Source organism: Pseudomonas sp. VE 267-6A (assembly GCF_024126555.1).
Lineage (GTDB): Bacteria > Pseudomonadota > Gammaproteobacteria > Pseudomonadales > Pseudomonadaceae > Aquipseudomonas > Aquipseudomonas palmensis.
Map to the genome: position 1 here is coordinate 118,882 of NZ_JAMYBY010000011.1, position 16,651 is coordinate 135,532.

A 16,651-nucleotide genomic window follows, 5' to 3' on the forward strand; every position below is an offset into this window, starting at 1 on the left:
GGGTAGCGACCAAACCGTCCGGTGTACTTATTAACTTGAGTGCCCAGATACCCATTGGCGATAGCTTTGGCAATGAGTGTCCACCTATCAACGAGGGATAGGTGTTTCATACAGTGCATAACAGATCGCGCGTCCGGTCAATAACATGCTCTTTTGCCTTTCGGGGAGGTACGACGCTTCTTCGATGCGACGTTCAAACAAATTGAGGTTGAAGACGATCTGGGCCAAGCGCTCTTTGCGAACCGTGGAAAGCTGCTTGAGGTTGGCTTGATGGTCGATGTACCAAGGATTACGGTGTCACGTCTGCTAGAGGTCTGTTCAAGCCTCCAGCATCCTAGGGGTGAGCTGCCTACTTTCTGGCAGCGCTTTGAAAAGCGTCGGAGTGAGGTCTGAATTCAGCTTGGCAAGCTACACCTGCGATCCTAATTGCACAGGAGGTATCACTCGGTTGCTCACGCACTTGGGCAGAGGAGAGCATCTCATCGGTCTACCTTCACTCCGCGGTGTGTGGGAACAACAAAGGGTGACTTTTCTAGAAGGGAACTGTTGGACCTCAGGCTGGGGCATCCTTTTCAAACCATCCAAAGCATGCCCTCAAATGTGCCCCCAATGTAGCGATCCACTGGAAGTGAATGGAACTTCGTGGTTTGTGGAAAGGCAGAAATGATCAGCCGAACAGCCTGCCAGACGACGTCTAAAGACTCTCAGGGTCGCCAAAAAACATCTGAATCCGCGACCGCAACCACCGCTCCCCCGGATCATTGTCCTGCGACCCGCGCCACGCCATATGCAGCTCGAAGCTCTGCACCTCCAGCGGCGGGTCTTCGGCGCGCAGGCCGCCGGCGGCGGTCAGCTGCTCGGCGGTGTAGTCCGGCACCGTGGCGAGGATGTCGGTGCCGGTCAGCAGGCTGCCCAGGCCGTTGAACTGCGGCACGGCCAGCACCACATGGCGCTTGCGCCCCAGCTTCTCGAGGATCTCATCCATGAACCCGCTCAGGTCGCCGGCAAACGACACCAGGGCATGCGGGCGTGCGCAGAATTCATCCAGGCTGAGGCTGCCCGGCTTGCTGTCGGCACGCAGCACCTTGGGCCTGCTGCGACGCAGCACCTTGCGCTTGGCGTTGGCCGGCAGGTCGCTGGTCCAGCTCACGCCCACCGAGATTTCACCCGACGCCAGCAGCGAGGGCATCAGCAGGTAGTTGACCCGGCGCACCACCAGCACGATGCCCGGCGCCTCTGCGCGCACACGTTTGAGCAGTTGCGGCAGCAAGGCGAACTCGGCGTCGTCGGAGAGGCCGATGCGAAACACCGCCGTGCTGGTGGCCGGGTCGAAGTCGGCAGCGCGGCTTACCGCCGTGGAGATGGAGTCCAGCGCCGGGGAGAGCAGGGCGAAGATCTCCACCGCCCGCGCCGAGGGCTCCATGCTGCGCCCGGTACGCACGAACAGCGGGTCGTCGAACAGGCTGCGCAGGCGCGACAGCGCCGCACTGATGGCCGGCTGGCCGAGGAACAGTTTTTCCGCGGCGCGGGTGACGCTGCGCTCGTGCATCAAGGTCTCGAACACGATCAGCAGGTTCAGGTCGACGCGACGCAAGTCGTTACGGTTCATCGGCTTCGCTTCATAGGTCTGGTCGGGGCAGGGGTGAATCTTAAGGGCAAAGACGGTACCCTGCACCGCATAAATTGCGCAGCAGGCGCTATCACCAATCAATGACAGGCATGTTGACTATTAATGGCCACTGATGGTCTAACCGCTATAGCCCCGATAGAGTTGCGGGTATTAGAGGTTCACTAGGCGAGGTTTGCGATGTCCCGCATGATCCGTTTTCACAAATTCGGCCAGGCCGAGGTGCTCAAGTGCGAGGACGTGGCCACGCCGCAGCCGGCTGCCGGTGAAGTACAGGTGCGGGTGCAGGCTATCGGCATCAGTTGGTACGACGTGCTGTGGCGGCAGAACCTGGCGCCGTCCCATGCGCGCCTGCCAGCCGGCATCGGCCACGAAATGGCCGGTGTGGTGACCGCCCTCGGCGCCGGCGTCGACGACCTGGCCATCGGCGACAAGGTCGCCAGCTTTCCGGCCACCAGCCCCAACGAGCACCCGGTGTATGGCGAGGTCATCGTGTTGCCGCGCAATGCACTGACCCGCTACCCCGATATCCTCAGCCCGATCGAGGCCAGCGTGCACTACACGCCGCTGCTGATCGCCTATTTCGCCTATGTCGACCTGGCGCGGGCCAAGGCCGGGCAGACCGCCCTGGTCACCGACGCCAGCCACTGCGCCGGGCCGGCCTTCGTGCAACTGGGCAAGGCCCTGGGCCTGAAGGTGATCGCCGCCACCAAGGACAGCGCCGAGCGCGACAACCTGCTCAAGCTGGGGGCAGAGAAGGTCATCGTGACCGAAGAGCAGGACCTGCTCATGCAGATCAACAAGTACACCGACAACCGTGGCGTGGACATGGTGCTCGATGGCCTGGGCGGCCCGCAGATGTCGTTGCTGGGCGATGTGCTGGCGCCACGCGGCAGCCTGGTGCTGTACGGCCTGCAGGGCGGCAACCAGACGCCGTTCCCGGCCTGTGCGGCGTTCCAGAAGAACATCCAGTTCTTCGTGCACTGCGTGAGCAACTTCACCGGCAAGCCGGAGCTGGGCATCACCCAGGACCAGGTGGCGCTGCAGCGCGCACTGCGCGATATCAACCAGTTCACCGCCGACCGCCAGGTATTGCCACACATCATCAAGGCCTACCCGTTCGACGAGGTCGTCGCCGCACACCGCCACATGGACGAGTGCCCGTGTGGAGGCCGCGTGGTACTGGTGCTGCCTGACGCCTGACAGGCTGCGCGACACGCCAAGCCCGAGCCGAGTCTCGGGCTTTTTTGTGGAAATTTCTTATTAAAGTTTCAGATGTTTCCTATTTAACTTGTGCGGACTAAGTACGGCGCTTGCGTTATGTTGTGGGCGTGGGAATAAAGACTTTCCGGTGTCCGTAAAATTACATCTTCGCGTGGAAGGGCTGCTGTTTCCTATGGGCGTCGGGCACTGTCGTGCCTAAGGCGGCGCTGTTCATCCAACCATCAATCATCTCAAGGAGCGAGATATGGTGTGCCAGCTGTACTGTTCATGGAGGTGGGGCCTTCGCACGCAACGCGCCGGGGGGCGCTGTCCGGGGCAAGGGTGGTCATCGGGCGATGCTGTTTCGACCTGAGTCGGAATAATCGTAGGAAGTTGTAAGAAACATCCTAAGACCATCATTCTTTTTTTAATTCACTTTGCCGTTGTTGCGCAACGATGTCCTGTTACCCGCATCGGGTAACTTCCGGCTGCCGGCAGTCGTTATCGAATCAGGTATACACCATGAGTACCCTCCACGATCAAGCCATGACTCACATTTACCAGCAGGTCCTGCAGCGACTGCTCGAGTGCCTTACCCAGGGCCAGCGCGCGTCGCTGCAATTGCTTATCCAGCGCATGCTGGTGGCTGCCGGCGGGATCGAGCGCATAGGCGACTTCAAGGTGATGCTGGCCCATGGCGGCGGCAAGGACAGCTCCTTCGCCCTGGCGTTTCTGCGCGCCGCGCAGCTGAGCATTGCGGCGCGTGCGCCGGCCACCTTCGAGCTGCGCGTGGTCACCGCCCGCCATGTGGGCATGTCGACGGCGGTGATCGAGAACATCGAGCGTGGCTATTCGGCGCTGGTGCTGCATGACGACCTGCGGGTCGAGCTGCTGGTGCTGGACGACGGCGGCCTCCAGCACTTCGATGCACTCAAGCCGCTGTCGCCGCGTCAGCAGCAGGTCGAGCGGTTCGACACCCTGGTTGCCGGGCACCTGACCGCCGGCCAGGTGCGGCCGATGTTCTGCAATCGCTTCTACCTGGCGCTGGCCGAACTGTACCGCCAGGGCATGGGCTGGGAGGGCGGGGTGGACGCATTGATCAACGCCGACCCGATGCCCGAGCGCAAACGCTACCTGGCGTGGGGCCGCCGCATGATGCGCGAGGCCGGGTTGAGCAGTGCAAGGCCGGCCCACTCACACCCTGGCGCCCTGTTGCAGGGCCTTGGCCAACTGCGCCGCATCTACCTCAACAAGGTGCTGGGGCTGCCAGCCGAGCCCCTTCGGCAGGTCCCGGGCCCCCGCCGTATCCCGCGCTTCATCGACATCGCCGACCTGCTGCAGGACAGCCAGCAGGGGCAGAGCGTGCTGCTGCTCGAATTTCTCAGGTTTCGCTATGACGAGCTGGCCCTGGGTTTCAGCCAGTCGGCCTGTGCCAACCCGTTGCTGATGGCACACCTTGCCGGGCTGCGCGCGCAGTGGGTGCAGGGGCAGGACTATGCGCTGGGCATTGCCGAGCACCTGCAGCAGGTCAAGGCCCAGCTGCGGCGCAAACCGGTGCCGGCGGCGCTGCAGGCACTGGCCATGGAAACCTGGCAAGACCGCGAGCGCCACGGCCAGCGCCGCCGCCTGGCGGACAACTTCGCCCTGCAGGGCTACAACCTCAACGAAGAACAGCTGGCCTGCCTGCTGTTCGCGCCCTTCGTCGACCGCGGGCGCAACCTGGAGCGCTTCGTACAGGCACGGCACCCCGGCATGCAGGCGGCGCTGCCCTACCTGCACAAGGCACTCAAGGGCGTACCCTCGCCACAGCCCATGGTGCAATGGCTGGAGGAGATCAGCGGCTTGTCCCTGAGCACGCTGCAGATGCTCTACCAGCGCGAAAGTGAAGCGGCCGCCGGTGGACGTTCGCTGCTGGCGCGGGCCCGCGACAGCGATCCGGGCCGGTTGCGCCATTGATCCGCTGAGGTTGCCAAGCTCGCCTGTCTGTATGTATAACCAGTGGATTCCTTCTGCTGGTTACCCGCTCCGTGATCGCCCATTCCGTCGCCGACCCGTTCTATTACCTGTGCAACTTTCAGCAGGTACTGGCCTGGGTGCAACTGCGCTACGCCGACCTGCTCGATGAACACGAACACGCCTTCATTCAACAGTTCGCGACGCTGGGCCAGGCCTCCCAGGCCCTGCTGGTACGCATGGTGATGCGCAAGGGTGTGATGTTTCGCGCCAGCAAGCTGACCTACCTCGAAATCGGCGCAATCGAGCCTGCCGCCGCGCCGCTGGTGGCGCTGGGCTGGCTCGACGACCAGCCGAGCCTGGGCCTGGACCACCTGTTCCAGTTGCTGCGCAAGGACGAAATCGCCCGCTGTTTCGCCGACGTGCTGGAGCGCCCGCGGGCTGCCAAGGGCGAACTGCTCGAACAGTTGTCGGCGCTGTATGCCGAGGCCAGGCCCCTGCGTCAGTGGTGGCCCGAATTCGACGAACCGGTGTACGTGCTGCACCTGCAGGCGCTGTGCGATCGTCTGCGCCTGCTGTTTTTCGGCAACCTGCACCAGGACTGGTCGGAGTTCGTGCTCGCCGACCTTGGCCTGCTGCGCTACGAGCAGGTCGCGTTCGGCGAGGATTCCCGGGCGCTGCGCGAGCGCGCCGATATCGACCTGTGCCTGGCCCTGCACACCTGTGCCGAGCAGCTCGAGGCCGGGCAGCCGGTCGAGCAGGTGCTGGCACTGCTGGACGGCCTGCAGCCGAGCAACCCGTGGCTGGAACGGCGCCGCGCCAGGTTGCTGTTCCAGCTTGGCCAGCATTGCGAGCGCAGCGGCGACTGGGCCCAGGCCCTGAACATCTACCCCCGCAGCAACCACCCCCAGGCACGTATCCGGCATATCCGCGTGCTGGAGCGCAGCGCCGATCATGCCGCCGCCCTGGAGCTTGCCAGCGTAGTGGGCGCCAAACCGGCCAACGCGCTGGAGGTCCAGGCGCTGGCGCGCATCGTGCCCCGCCTGCAGCGCAAGCTGGGCGGCCCGCCACAGCGTCGGCGCGCCCCGGCAGCGATCAGCCGGCTGGACCTGTGCCTGCCTGTCGATCTGTCGACGCTTGGCGTGGAGCAGGCGGTGCAGGTGCACCTGGCGGCCGATGACGGGCCGGTGCACTACGTCGAGAACACCCTGTTCAACAGCCTGTTCGGGCTGCTGTGCTGGGAAGCCATCTTCGCGCCCGTGCCCGGCGCGTTCTTCCACCCGTTCCAGAGCGGCCCGCTGGACCTGCACGACGCCGGCTTCCAGGCGCGCCGCGCCGAGCATTTTGCCGCCTGCCTGGGGCAGCTGGACGATGAGCGCTACCGCCACACCATCCTGGCCAACTACCAGGCCAAGCACGGCCTGCAATCACCCTTCGTGTACTGGGAGCTGCTGGATGCCACGCTGTTGCAGCAGGCCCTGGACTGCCTGCCGGCGGCGCACCTCAAGCGCTGCTTCGAGCGCCTGCTGGAGGATATCCAGGCCAACCGCGCCGGCATGCCCGACCTGATCCAGTTCTGGCCCGGGCAACGGCGCTACCGCATGATCGAAGTGAAGGGCCCGGGCGATCGCCTGCAGGACAACCAGCTGCGCTGGATCGCCTTCTGCACCGAGCACGGCCTGCCCGTCGAGGTGTGCCACGTGCAGTGGGCACAGCCGGCAGCATGAGCTACAAGGTAGCGGTGCGTGCGCTGTGCGAGTTCACCGCCAAGGTCGGTGACCTGGACCTGCGCTTCACCCCGTCGCCCTCGGCCCAGGAGGGCATCACCGGCCACCGCACGGTGGTTACGCGCCGGGGTCGGGGCTATGAGTCGGAGGTGGCGCTGGAGGGGCAGTTCGAGCAGTTGCAGGTACGCGGGCGCGCCGACGGCTACAACCCGGCGCTCAACCGCCTGGAAGAGATCAAGACCTACCGCGGCGACCTGGCCAGCCAGCCCGACAACCACCGCCAACTGCACTGGGCACAGGCCAGGGTGTATGGCTGGCTGCTGTGCCAGCAGCGAGAACTGGCCGAGGTGAACCTGGCGCTGGTGTACCTGGACGTGGACAGCGACCGCGAAACCCTGGTGGAGGCCCGCCATACCGCCGCCGAACTCGAGCAGTTCTTCATCGCCCAGTGCACGCTGTTCCTGCGCTGGGCCCAGCAGCAGATGCAACGCCAGGCCTTGCGCAACAGCGGCCTGCAGGCGCTCGCGTTCCCCCACGCCAGCTTTCGTACCGGGCAGCGCGAGCTGGCCGAGACCGTGTACAAGGCGGTAAGCACCGGCCGCTGCCTGATGGCCCAGGCCACCACCGGCATCGGCAAGACGCTGGGCACGCTGTTCCCGTTGCTCAAGGCGATGGTGCCGCAGCAACTGGACAAGGTGCTGTTCCTGACCGCCAAGACGCCGGGGCGGGCGCTGGCGCTGGAGGCCGTGCAGCGGGTCATGCACGCCAGCCCCGAGCTGGCCCTGCGTAGCCTGGAACTGGTGGCACGGGAAAAGGCCTGCGAGTTCCCCGGCACCGCCTGCCACGGCGAAGCCTGCCCGTTGGCCAAGGGCTTCTACGACCGCTTGCCCGCCGCCCGCCAGGCCGCCGCGCAGCAGCCGGTGCTGGACCAGGCCCGCCTGCGCGAGGTAGCCCTGGCGCACCAGGTGTGCCCGTACTACCTGGGGCAGGAAATGGCGCGCTGGGTGGATGTGCTGGTGGGCGACTACAACTACTACTTCGACCAGAGCGCCTTGCTGTTCGGCCTGGCCCAGCTCGACCAGTGGCGGGTGGCGGTGCTGGTGGACGAGGCGCACAACCTGGTGGAGCGTGCACGCCAGATGTACAGCGTGAGCCTCGATCAATGGCAATTGAAGGCCCTGCGGCGTGATCCCCCGGCAGGCATGGCCAACGCCTTGCAGCGCCTTGACCGGGCCTGGAACGCCGTGCACAAGGACCAGGACGTTCCCTACCGCGCCACCGGCCAGTTGCCCGAGGCCTTTCTCAAGGCGCTGCAGCGTTTTGTCAGCCATGTGCAGGACAGCATGAACCAGCAGCCTGCCGGCGTCGAAGGGCCGCTGTTGCAGCTCTTCTTTCAGGCTTCGCAGTTCCTGCGCCTGTGCGAGGTGTTCGACGAGCATTTCGTGTTCGACATCAGCAAGCGCGACGGCCCGGGCCGGCGCAGCCTGTCCACCCTGTGCCTGCGCAACGTGGTGCCGGCGCCGCTGATCGGCCCGCGCATGGCCGCTGCGCGCAGCGTCACGCTGTTTTCCGCCACCCTCAGCCCACGCCATTACTACGCCGACCTGCTCGGCCTGCCGGCCGACACCGCGTGGCTGGATGTGGCCTCGCCGTTTGCCGCCGAGCAGTTACAGGTGCGCGTGATCAGCAGTGTGTCGACGCGTTTCCAGCACCGGCAGGCGTCACTGGCGCCGATCGTGGAACTGATCGCCGAGCAGTACCGCCTCCAGCCGGGCAACTACCTGGCGTTCTTCAGCAGCTTCGACTACCAGCAGCAGGTGGCGCGGCTGCTGGCCGAGCGCTACCCGCACATCGTGCAATGGTCGCAGTCGCCCGGCATGGACGAGGCGCAGCGCAAGGGCTTTCTCGAACGCTTTGTCGAAGACGGGCAGGGCGTGGGCTTCGCCGTGCTGGGCGGGGCGTTCGGCGAAGGGGTCGACCTGCCTGGCACCCGGCTGATCGGCGCCTTCGTTGCCACCCTGGGGCTGCCTCAGGTCAACCCGGTGAACGAACAGCTCAAGCTGCGCATGGGCGCTCTGTTCGACGCGGGCTTCGACTACACCTACCTGTACCCCGGCGTGCAGAAGGTGATCCAGGCGGCCGGGCGGGTGATACGTGGCACTGAAGATCGCGGTGTGGTCATGCTGATCGACGACCGTTTTGCCGAGCCCCGGGTGCAGCGGATGTTTCCCGGCTGGTGGGCACCGCAGTACAAATAGTCGCGGCGGGCGGGATCGCCGCCGTCGCGTTGTGGTCGAAGTGCCAGTAAACTGCGTATTTTCATCACCCTGTACATCTTTACTTGAGGTTTTGCATGAAGCTCAGTCCCTTGGCGGGTAAACCGGCGCCAGCCTCCGTGCTGGTCGATATCCCCCAGCTGCTGACCGCGTACTACACCGGCCAGCCCGATGCAGGCGTCGCCACCCAGCGCGTTGCCTTTGGCACGTCGGGGCACCGCGGCAGCTCTGTGGACCTGGGCTTCAACGAAGCGCACGTGCTCGCCATCAGCCAGGCCATCTGCCTGTACCGCAAGGCGCAGGGCATCGACGGGCCGCTGTTCATCGGCATCGACACCCATGCGCTGTCGACCCCGGCGGCGGCTACCGCACTGGAGGTGCTGGCAGCCAACGGCGTCGAGGTGATGCTGGCCAAGGATGACGAGTACACCCCGACCCCGGCCATCTCCCACGCCATCATCTGCTACAACCGTGGCCGCAGCCGTGGCCTGGCCGACGGCATCGTGATCACCCCGTCGCACAACCCGCCGCAAAGTGGCGGCTTCAAGTACAACCCGCCCAATGGCGGCCCGGCCGACAGCGACGTGACCAAGTGGATCGAGGCCAAGGCCAACGAGCTGCTGGCCGACGGCCTCAAGGGCGTACAGCGCATGGGCCATGCACAGGCCCTCAAGGCCAGCACCACGCACCGTCACGACTACCTGGGCAGTTACGTCAGCGACCTGGTCAATGTGATTGATTTCGATGTGATTCGTGGTGCGGGCCTGCGCCTGGGTGTCGACCCGCTGGGCGGCGCCGGGGTGCGTTACTGGTCGGCGATTGCCGAGCACTACAAGCTCGACCTGGACGTGGTCAACACCGAGGTCGACCCCACGTTCCGCTTCATGTGCGTGGACTGGGACGGCCAGATCCGCATGGACCCGTCCTCGCCTTACGCCATGCAGGGCCTGATCGGCCTGCGTGATCGGTTCGACGTGGCGTTCGGCTGCGACCCCGACCATGACCGTCACGGCATCGTCACCCCGTCAGGCGGCCTGCTGGCGCCGAACAACTACCTGGCGGTGTCCATCGACTACCTGTTCCAGAACCGCCCGCAATGGCGCGCCGATGCGGCCGTGGGCAAGACCGTGGTCAGCAGCGGCATGATCGACCGCGTGGCGGCACGCCTGGGGCGTCGCCTGTACGAAGTGCCGGTGGGCTTCAAGTATTTCGCCGATGGCCTGTTCGACGGTTCGCTGGGCTTTGGTGGGGAGGAGAGCGCCGGCGCCTCGTTCCTGCGCAAGGACGGCACGGTGTGGAGCACCGACAAGGACGGCCTGATCCCGTCGCTGCTGGCGGCAGAGATGACCGCCCGTACCGGGCGCGACCCAAGCCAGTCATACGAGGCGCTGGCCGAGGCGCTGGGCAGGCCGTTCTCCACCCGGGTGGATGCCAAGGCCACGCCGCAGCAGAAGGCCCAGTTGGGCAAGCTGTCGCCGCAGCAGGTCAAGTCGACCACGCTGGCGGGCGAGCCGATCGAGCAGATTCTCAGCCATGCGCCGGGCAACGACCAGGCGATTGGCGGCTTGAAGGTGATGACGGCCAACGGCTGGTTCGCGGCGCGGCCGTCGGGCACCGAAGACATCTACAAGATCTATGCGGAGAGCTTCGTCGACGACGCGCACCTGCAGCGCCTGGTGGGTGAGGCGCAGGAGCTGGTGGACGCTGCCATCGCCTAAAAGCTTCGCGGGTCAAGCCCGCTCCCACAAGGTTTTGCGGCGTTCGCAAACCCTGTGGGAGCGGGCTTGACCCGCGATGACGTCGGTACCTACGCCACATCCACCAGCACAATCTCGCTGTCTTGCAGCGCCACCACCCTGAGCACCTGCTCATCCTCCACCGCCACCCCGTCGCGGGCCTCGGCGCGCAGGCCGTTGACCTCGATCACGCCCTTGGCCGGCACCAGGTAGGCCCGGCGACCCGCATCGATGCGGTACTCGGCGCTTTCCCCGGCCTTCAGCGTCGCCGCCACCAGCCGCGCATCGGCGCGGATCCCCAGGCTGCCTTCATCCCCCTCGCGCCCGCTGGCCAGGGTCACGAACCCTTCGTCGCGCTCGCCCTTGGGAAACGGCCGCACGCCCCACGACGGTGCCTGGCCCACACGCTGGGGCACAATCCAGATCTGGAAGATCCGCGTGTCCACGGCCTCCACGTTGTACTCGCTGTGAGTGATGCCGGTACCGGCGCTCATCACCTGCACGTCACCGGCTTCGGTACGTCCCTTGTTGCCCAGGCTGTCCTGGTGGGTGATCGCGCCTTCACGCACATAGGTGATGATCTCCATGTCGCGGTGCGGGTGCGGCGGGAACCCGCTGCCGGCGGCGATCAGGTCGTCGTTCCATACCCGCAGCGTGCCCCAGTTCATGCGGCGCGGATCGTGGTATTCGGCAAAGGAGAAGTGATGGTGGGCATCCAGCCAGCCATGGTTGGCGTGGCCAAGGGTGTCGAAGGGGCGCAGTTGCAGCATGCTCGTGTCCTCGGTAATCAGGTGGATGGCGCTGATGATCCTCTCGATAAACATCGAAAAAAAGCGTAAATATCGGCTAAATATGATCGTTATATTCGATATATAACCTGCGGTAGTTTCGCCGCTTCGTCGCCTAATCCACTGATCTGAAAGCATTCGGCTGGTGATTTGGTCGTGATAAGGCGAACATGGCCGCTGATTGAATTGATTGCCGGAGTCGGTGTGTCACACGAGCGTCCCAAGCTACCCACGGATCTAACCCCACCCGCGCAACTGCCCTGGGTCAGACGTCTGGCCGCACGCCTGCTGGGCCGTGGCCTGAGCCGGTTGCAGGCACAGCACCGAGATTCGTGGTTCCAGGGCCATGCCAACGGCCAGCGCACCGGGCATGCCGACGGGCTGCGTGAAGGCTATGAAGAAGGGCGCGTGGACGGTTTCGAGGCCGGGCGCCAGGTGCTGGTGATCCGCGATACGCGCCCGGATGCCCACGGCGTGCCGGGGCTGGACGATGCCCTGTTCGACGACTGGCGCCTGCCGCTGACCCCCGAGCTGAAGAAGCGCTTCAAGGCCGACGTCGCCGCGCGCCTGCCGGCCCACGCCCAACCCAGCGCAGCGCAGTGGAAGATGATCTTCAGCGACACGCCGTCCACCTGCGTGATCGCCGGCGCCGGCGCTGGCAAGTCCACCTCGCTGGTGCTGCGTATCCTGTTGCTGCGCCATTACCTGGGCTTCGAGCTGGAGGCCATGACCGTGGTCACCTTCACCCGCGAGTCGCGCAAGGACTTCATTGCCCGCCTGGTGCAGGTGTTCGGCCTGTGGCAACTGGCCCTGAGCCCGGTGCAGGCGCGTGAGCTGGTGCGCACCTTCCATTCGCGCATCCTGCCCCTGGTGCGCAGCCTGCCGGGCTTCAGCCAGGTGCGGGCGTTCGAGACCCTGGGCAGCGAGCAGCCCGGGGGCAGCGAGGCGGGCGTGGACAGCAACCCGTTCGACCTGCGCATCAACGATGCCCAGCGCCAGCAACTCAACCTGTGCTACCGCGACCTGCTGCACACCAGCCCGCGGTTCGCCGAGCTGATTGCCGGGCTGCGCCGCGAAGCCCTGCAGCTCAAGGCCCTGGACCGCGACCACCCCGACGTGCAGAAGCGCGTGGCGGTGACACAGCTGTCGTCCGGGCGCGACGAAGAGCTGTGCGACGTGATCGAAGACCTGTGGTTCCAGGCAGGTGCCTGGCCGATCAAGGGTATCGAGCCCAGCCGCGAAACCGTCGAAATCAACGGCAGCCGCTTTCATTTCCACGGCCATATCGCCGAGCTTGACGCCTGGGTGGTGCTGGGTTTCGACCCCAAGGAGAATCAGCAGTACAAGCGCCCCGGCGCCAAGCTGCCGGTGTGGGCCGAATGGGTGATCAAGCGCACGCTGTTCCAGGCGTTCTGCGACAAGCCGGTGATCTGGCTGGAAAACTACGCGGCGGCCAAACGCCTCACCGCCTCGCTGGCCGGTGATGCGGTGGCCGGGCCCGGCTTTGACTACAAGGTAAAGGGCGAGCTGGGCGCGGCGCCCTTGCTGGATGCGTTCGTCGGCGCTGCCGGGTTCATCGAGAACCTGGGGTTGGATGTGAGCGTGGCGGTGGGCGGCATGAGCTTCCCGCAGGGCGACACCGACGCGCTGTTCTTCGAGGCCCTGAGCCTGTACTGGAAGGCGCTGGAGGCGCACCTGCTGGCACAGTCGCCGCCGATCATGAGCTACAACCGCATGTTCGCGCTGTTCGGCGAGAACAACCCGGAAAACCTGCGCCTGCTGCCCGACCCGATGCTGCGCCCGTTGTCGCACCTGATGATCGACGAGTTCCAGGACGTGTCGCCGCAGATCGTCTCGTGGCTTCGCGCCTGCCTGCGCGAGATCCGCCGTCGCGGCCCGGCCATGCACGTGGGGCAGGTGGCGCAGCATTCCTCGCTGCTGTGCGTGGGGGACGACTGGCAGTCGATCTATGGCTGGCGCGGCAGCTCGCCCAAGTACTTCATGGAGTTCGCCAAGCAGTTCGTCGCCCCCAGCACCACCCGCGTGATGCTGGCCGACAACTACCGCAGCCACCAGCACATCATCGATGCAGCCGAGCATATCGTTAAGTCGGCCCCGGCAATTGCCGGCAAGAAGGCCCGTGCCTGCGGCCCGGCGGCCGAGCAGCCGGTGCCGGTGATGGTGATGGAACGCGACGAAGCCACACTGGCCCGGCAGTTGATGGACCACTACCGCGATGGCGAGTCGGTGATGCTGCTGTACCGCAAAAGCGTCGACAAGTCGGTGATTGCCGAGCACCTGCAGCCCTTGCTCAACCACGAGGCCAGCCTGCCGGCGGCGCAGCGGCGGTTCCGCCAGCTCACCTACCACAGCGCCAAGGGCCTGCAGGCCGATGCGGTGTTCATGCTCGGTGACTGCCAGCACCTGACGCGCTCGCCGTACAAGAACCAGGTGTACCGCCAGGCCGGGCTGGGCCGGGCGGGCGACCCCGAAGGCTACGACAACGCCCAGAAGGACGAGATCCTGCGCCTGGCCTACGTGGCCATCACCCGCGCGATCAAGCACTGCTACTGGCATGTGGAGACGCCGACCGGGGAGGCGGCGAACCTGCCCCGGGCGACTGTTCAGGTGGACGGGAACAAGGCCTGCTTCGAAGACCTGCGCGGGGCGCAGCCTCAGGACGCCTCGCGGTAGGGGTTGCGTGGGTCGTGCAGCCAGTCCAGGAACGGCTTGCCGGTGTCCTGGGGCACCATCTCGATGCAGTCCTCGACCGGGCAGGTGATCTGGCACAGGTTGCACCCCACGCACTCGGCGTCGATCACCTCGTAGCGGTGCCCGCCCTCGGCCTTGACCAGGCTGGCGATGGCCTGGTGCGAGGTGTCTTCGCAGGCAATGTGGCAGCGCCCGCAGCCGATGCAGGCCTGCTGGTCGATCCTGGCGATCACCTGGTAGTTGATGTCCAAGTACTTCCAGTCGGTGGTGTGGCCCACCGCGCGCCCGCGAAAGTCCTGCAGGCTGTGGTAGCCCTGACTGTCCATCCAGCGCGAGAGGCCGTCCTTCATTTCATCGACGATGCGAAAGCCATGCAGCATCGCCGCGGTGCACACCTGCACCGAGCCGCAACCCAACGCAATGAACTCGGCGGCATCCCGCCAGCTGCCGATGCCGCCGATGCCACTGATGGGCAGCCCATGGGTGGCCGGGTCGCGGGCGATCTCGGCCACCATGTTCAGCGCGATCGGCTTCACTGCCGAACCGCAGTAGCCACCGTGGGTACTGGCCTCGCCGACGATCGGCAGGGCGATCATGCGCTCAAGGTCGACGCTGGTGATCGAGTTGATGGTGTTGATCAGCGACACCGCGTCGGCGCCGCCGCGGTGCGCGGCGCGGGCCGACTGGCGGATGTCGGTGATGTTGGGGGTGAGCTTGACGATCACCGGCAGCGAGCAGTAGGTCTTGCACCAGCGTGTCACCTGCTCGACGTACTCCGGCACCTGGCCCACCGCCGCGCCCATGCCGCGCTCGGGCATGCCGTGGGGGCAGCCGAAGTTCAGCTCGATGCCGTCCGCCCCGGTGGCCTCCACCAGCGGCAGGATGGTTTTCCACGCGTCCTCCACGCACGGCACCATCAGCGATACGATCAGCGCGCGGTCGGGCCAGGCCTTTTTCACCTGGGTGATCTCGCGCAGGTTGATCTCCAGCGAGCGGTCGGTAATCAGCTCGATGTTGTTGATGCCCAGCACCTCGCGGTTGGGCCCGAAGTGCGCCGAGTAGCGTGACGACACGTTGACGGCGGCGGGGTCTTCGCCCAGGGTTTTCCAGACCACGCCACCCCAGCCGGCCTCGAACGCACGTATCACGTTGTAGGCCTTGTCGGTGGGCGGTGCGGAGGCCAGCCAGAACGGGTTGGGCGCCTTGATGCCAGCGAATTCGATCGACAGGTCTGCCATTTATGCGGCCTCCACGTTGAGGGTCAGTTGGGCATGGATGGCCTCGGCGGCCCGCTTGCCGTGCTGCACGGCCTGTACGGTGAGGTCCTGGCCCAGGTGCGTGCAGTCGCCGCCGGCGTACACGCCCGGCAGGCTGGTGCGCAGGTTGTCGTCCACGCGGATACGCTCGCCATCACGCTCCAGTTGCAGGGCCTGCGGGTCGCTCAGGGCCTGGCCGTCGAAGGCCTGGCCGATGGCCTTGAAGATCGCATCCGCCGCCAGTTCGAAGGTTTGCCCAGTGGTTTGCAGTCGCCCGTCCACCAGGTGCGTGCGGGCAAAGCGCATGCCGCGCACCCGGCCCTGGTCGTCGAGCAGCACCTGCTCGGGCTGGGCCCAGGTCAGCAGCCGTACCTGGTTGGCCTTGGCGATGTCCTGTTCATGCTGGGTGGCGCCCATGTCCTGCAGGCCACGGCGGTACACCAGGTTGACGTCATGGGCGCCCAGGCGGGCCATCTGTACCGCCATGTCGATGGCGGTGTTGCCGGCGCCGAGCACGATGCAGCGTTCGGCCAGGGGCAGGGTGCTCAGGTCGTCGGCCTGGCGCAGTTCGCGGATGTACTCGGTGGCGCTGAGCAGGCCGGGGGCGCCTTCGTCGGGCAGGCCCAACTGGCGGCTGGCGGCCAGGCCCAGGCCGAGGAACACCGCGTCGAACTGCTGTTGCAGCTCGCCCAGGCTGAGGTTGTCGCCCAGCACCTGGCCGTGGCGGATCTCGATACCGCCCACCTGCAGCACGAAGTCCAGCTCGCGCTGGGCGAAGTCGTCCACCAGCTTGTACTTGGCGATGCCGTATTCGTTGAGGCCGCCGGCCTTTTCCCGTGCTTCGAAAATCACCACCTCATGCCCGTGCCAGGCCAGCCGGTGGGCGCAGGCCAGGCCTGCGGGGCCGGCGCCGACCACGGCGATGCGCTTGCCGGTGCTGGGCGCACGCTGGAACGGGTGCTCGGCGAACTCGGCATGATCGACCGCGTAGCGTTGCAGCAGGCCGATCAGCACCGGGGCGCATTCCTGGGCGTTGTTGCGCACGCAGGCCTGCTGGCAGAGGATCTCGGTGGGGCACACCCGGGCGCAGCTGCCACCGAGGATGTTGGCCGAGAGAATCTTGATGGCCGCGCCCTGCACGTTGTCCTGCTGGATGTTGCGGATGAAGGAGGGGATGTCGATGTCGCTGGGGCAGGCGTCGACGCAGGGGGCGTCGTAGCAGTACAGGCAGCGCGCGCTTTCCACGGCGGCCTGGCGCGGGGTGAGGGGCGGAGCCAGGTCGCTGAAATGCGTGGCGAGGGTGGCGTTGTCGTCTTGCGGGTGCGGAAGATGGTTCAAGGCGTTGATCACGGTAGTGGCCTCTTTGTTTTTTT

The 16,651-nt window shown here is 65.8% G+C and carries 10 protein-coding genes; 6 read left to right on the forward strand and 4 right to left on the reverse strand.

Translation table 11 applies throughout. The annotated features are described in order from the left end of the window. Positions 1-694: 694 nt before the first annotated feature. The gene (locus NJH59_RS14880) at positions 695-1,609 is read right to left on the reverse strand and encodes a LysR family transcriptional regulator (RefSeq protein ID WP_058540294.1); all 915 of its coding nucleotides are present in this window, start codon (positions 1,607-1,609) and stop codon (positions 695-697) included. 198 nt (positions 1,610-1,807) lie between these two features. Between NJH59_RS14880 and NJH59_RS14885 the strand changes: the two genes are divergently transcribed. From NJH59_RS14885 to pgm, 5 genes are all read left to right on the forward strand, one after another. Continuing rightward, on the forward strand, positions 1,808-2,830 hold the full coding sequence (locus NJH59_RS14885) for a zinc-dependent alcohol dehydrogenase family protein (protein WP_043863985.1): 1,023 nt from the start codon (positions 1,808-1,810) through the stop codon (positions 2,828-2,830). Positions 2,831-3,376: 546 nt separating this feature from the next. After that, positions 3,377-4,786, forward strand: a complete 1,410-nt coding sequence (locus NJH59_RS14890) for a hypothetical protein (RefSeq protein WP_253086941.1) — start codon at positions 3,377-3,379, stop codon at positions 4,784-4,786. 71 nt (positions 4,787-4,857) lie between these two features. Next, positions 4,858-6,510 carry a VRR-NUC domain-containing protein gene (locus NJH59_RS14895; RefSeq protein WP_058540292.1) on the forward strand — a complete coding sequence of 551 codons (1,653 nt, stop codon included), beginning with the start codon at positions 4,858-4,860 and terminating at the stop codon, positions 6,508-6,510. Then, positions 6,507-8,768: an ATP-dependent DNA helicase gene (locus NJH59_RS14900; protein ID WP_253086942.1), complete on the forward strand. Its 2,262-nt coding sequence runs from the start codon at positions 6,507-6,509 to the stop codon at positions 8,766-8,768. Before NJH59_RS14895 ends, NJH59_RS14900 begins: the two co-directional genes overlap by 4 nt. Positions 8,769-8,863: 95 nt before the next feature. After that, positions 8,864-10,504, forward strand: a complete 1,641-nt coding sequence (gene pgm / locus NJH59_RS14905) for a phosphoglucomutase (alpha-D-glucose-1,6-bisphosphate-dependent) (RefSeq protein ID WP_253086943.1) — start codon at positions 8,864-8,866, stop codon at positions 10,502-10,504. Between the two features lie 89 nt (positions 10,505-10,593). On the opposite strand, the gene NJH59_RS14910 is transcribed toward pgm, so the two are convergent. After that, a complete protein-coding gene (locus NJH59_RS14910) occupies positions 10,594-11,292 on the reverse strand; it encodes a pirin family protein (protein WP_229590174.1) in 699 nt (232 codons plus the stop codon). Positions 11,293-11,514: 222 nt separating this feature from the next. On the opposite strand from NJH59_RS14910, the gene NJH59_RS14915 reads away from it, so the two are divergent. Continuing rightward, positions 11,515-14,004 carry a UvrD-helicase domain-containing protein gene (locus NJH59_RS14915; RefSeq protein WP_253086944.1) on the forward strand — a complete coding sequence of 830 codons (2,490 nt, stop codon included), beginning with the start codon at positions 11,515-11,517 and terminating at the stop codon, positions 14,002-14,004. On the opposite strand, the gene preA is transcribed toward NJH59_RS14915, so the two are convergent. Both preA and NJH59_RS14925 read right to left on the reverse strand, forming a co-directional pair. Next, positions 13,986-15,260: an NAD-dependent dihydropyrimidine dehydrogenase subunit PreA gene (gene preA, locus NJH59_RS14920; RefSeq protein WP_253086945.1), complete on the reverse strand. Its 1,275-nt coding sequence runs from the start codon at positions 15,258-15,260 to the stop codon at positions 13,986-13,988. The genes NJH59_RS14915 and preA overlap by 19 nt on opposite strands. Continuing rightward, complete coding sequence (locus NJH59_RS14925) at positions 15,261-16,628, reverse strand: NAD(P)-dependent oxidoreductase (RefSeq protein ID WP_043863979.1); 1,368 nt, start codon at positions 16,626-16,628, stop codon at positions 15,261-15,263. Between the last annotated feature and the right edge of the window lie 23 nt (positions 16,629-16,651).

Bases quoted from the DNA above. Each gene is read 5' to 3' on its own strand.
- NJH59_RS14880 (WP_058540294.1), bottom strand. From the start codon at position 1,609: ATGAACCGTAACGACTTGCGTCGCGTCGACCTGAACCTGCTGATCGTG.
- NJH59_RS14885 (WP_043863985.1), top strand. From the start codon at position 1,808: ATGTCCCGCATGATCCGTTTTCACAAATTCGGCCAGGCCGAGGTGCTC.
- NJH59_RS14890 (WP_253086941.1), top strand. From the start codon at position 3,377: ATGACTCACATTTACCAGCAGGTCCTGCAGCGACTGCTCGAGTGCCTT.
- NJH59_RS14900 (WP_253086942.1), top strand. From the start codon at position 6,507: ATGAGCTACAAGGTAGCGGTGCGTGCGCTGTGCGAGTTCACCGCCAAG.
- pgm (WP_253086943.1), top strand. From the start codon at position 8,864: ATGAAGCTCAGTCCCTTGGCGGGTAAACCGGCGCCAGCCTCCGTGCTG.
- NJH59_RS14910 (WP_229590174.1), bottom strand. From the start codon at position 11,292: ATGCTGCAACTGCGCCCCTTCGACACCCTTGGCCACGCCAACCATGGC.
- preA (WP_253086945.1), bottom strand. From the start codon at position 15,260: ATGGCAGACCTGTCGATCGAATTCGCTGGCATCAAGGCGCCCAACCCG.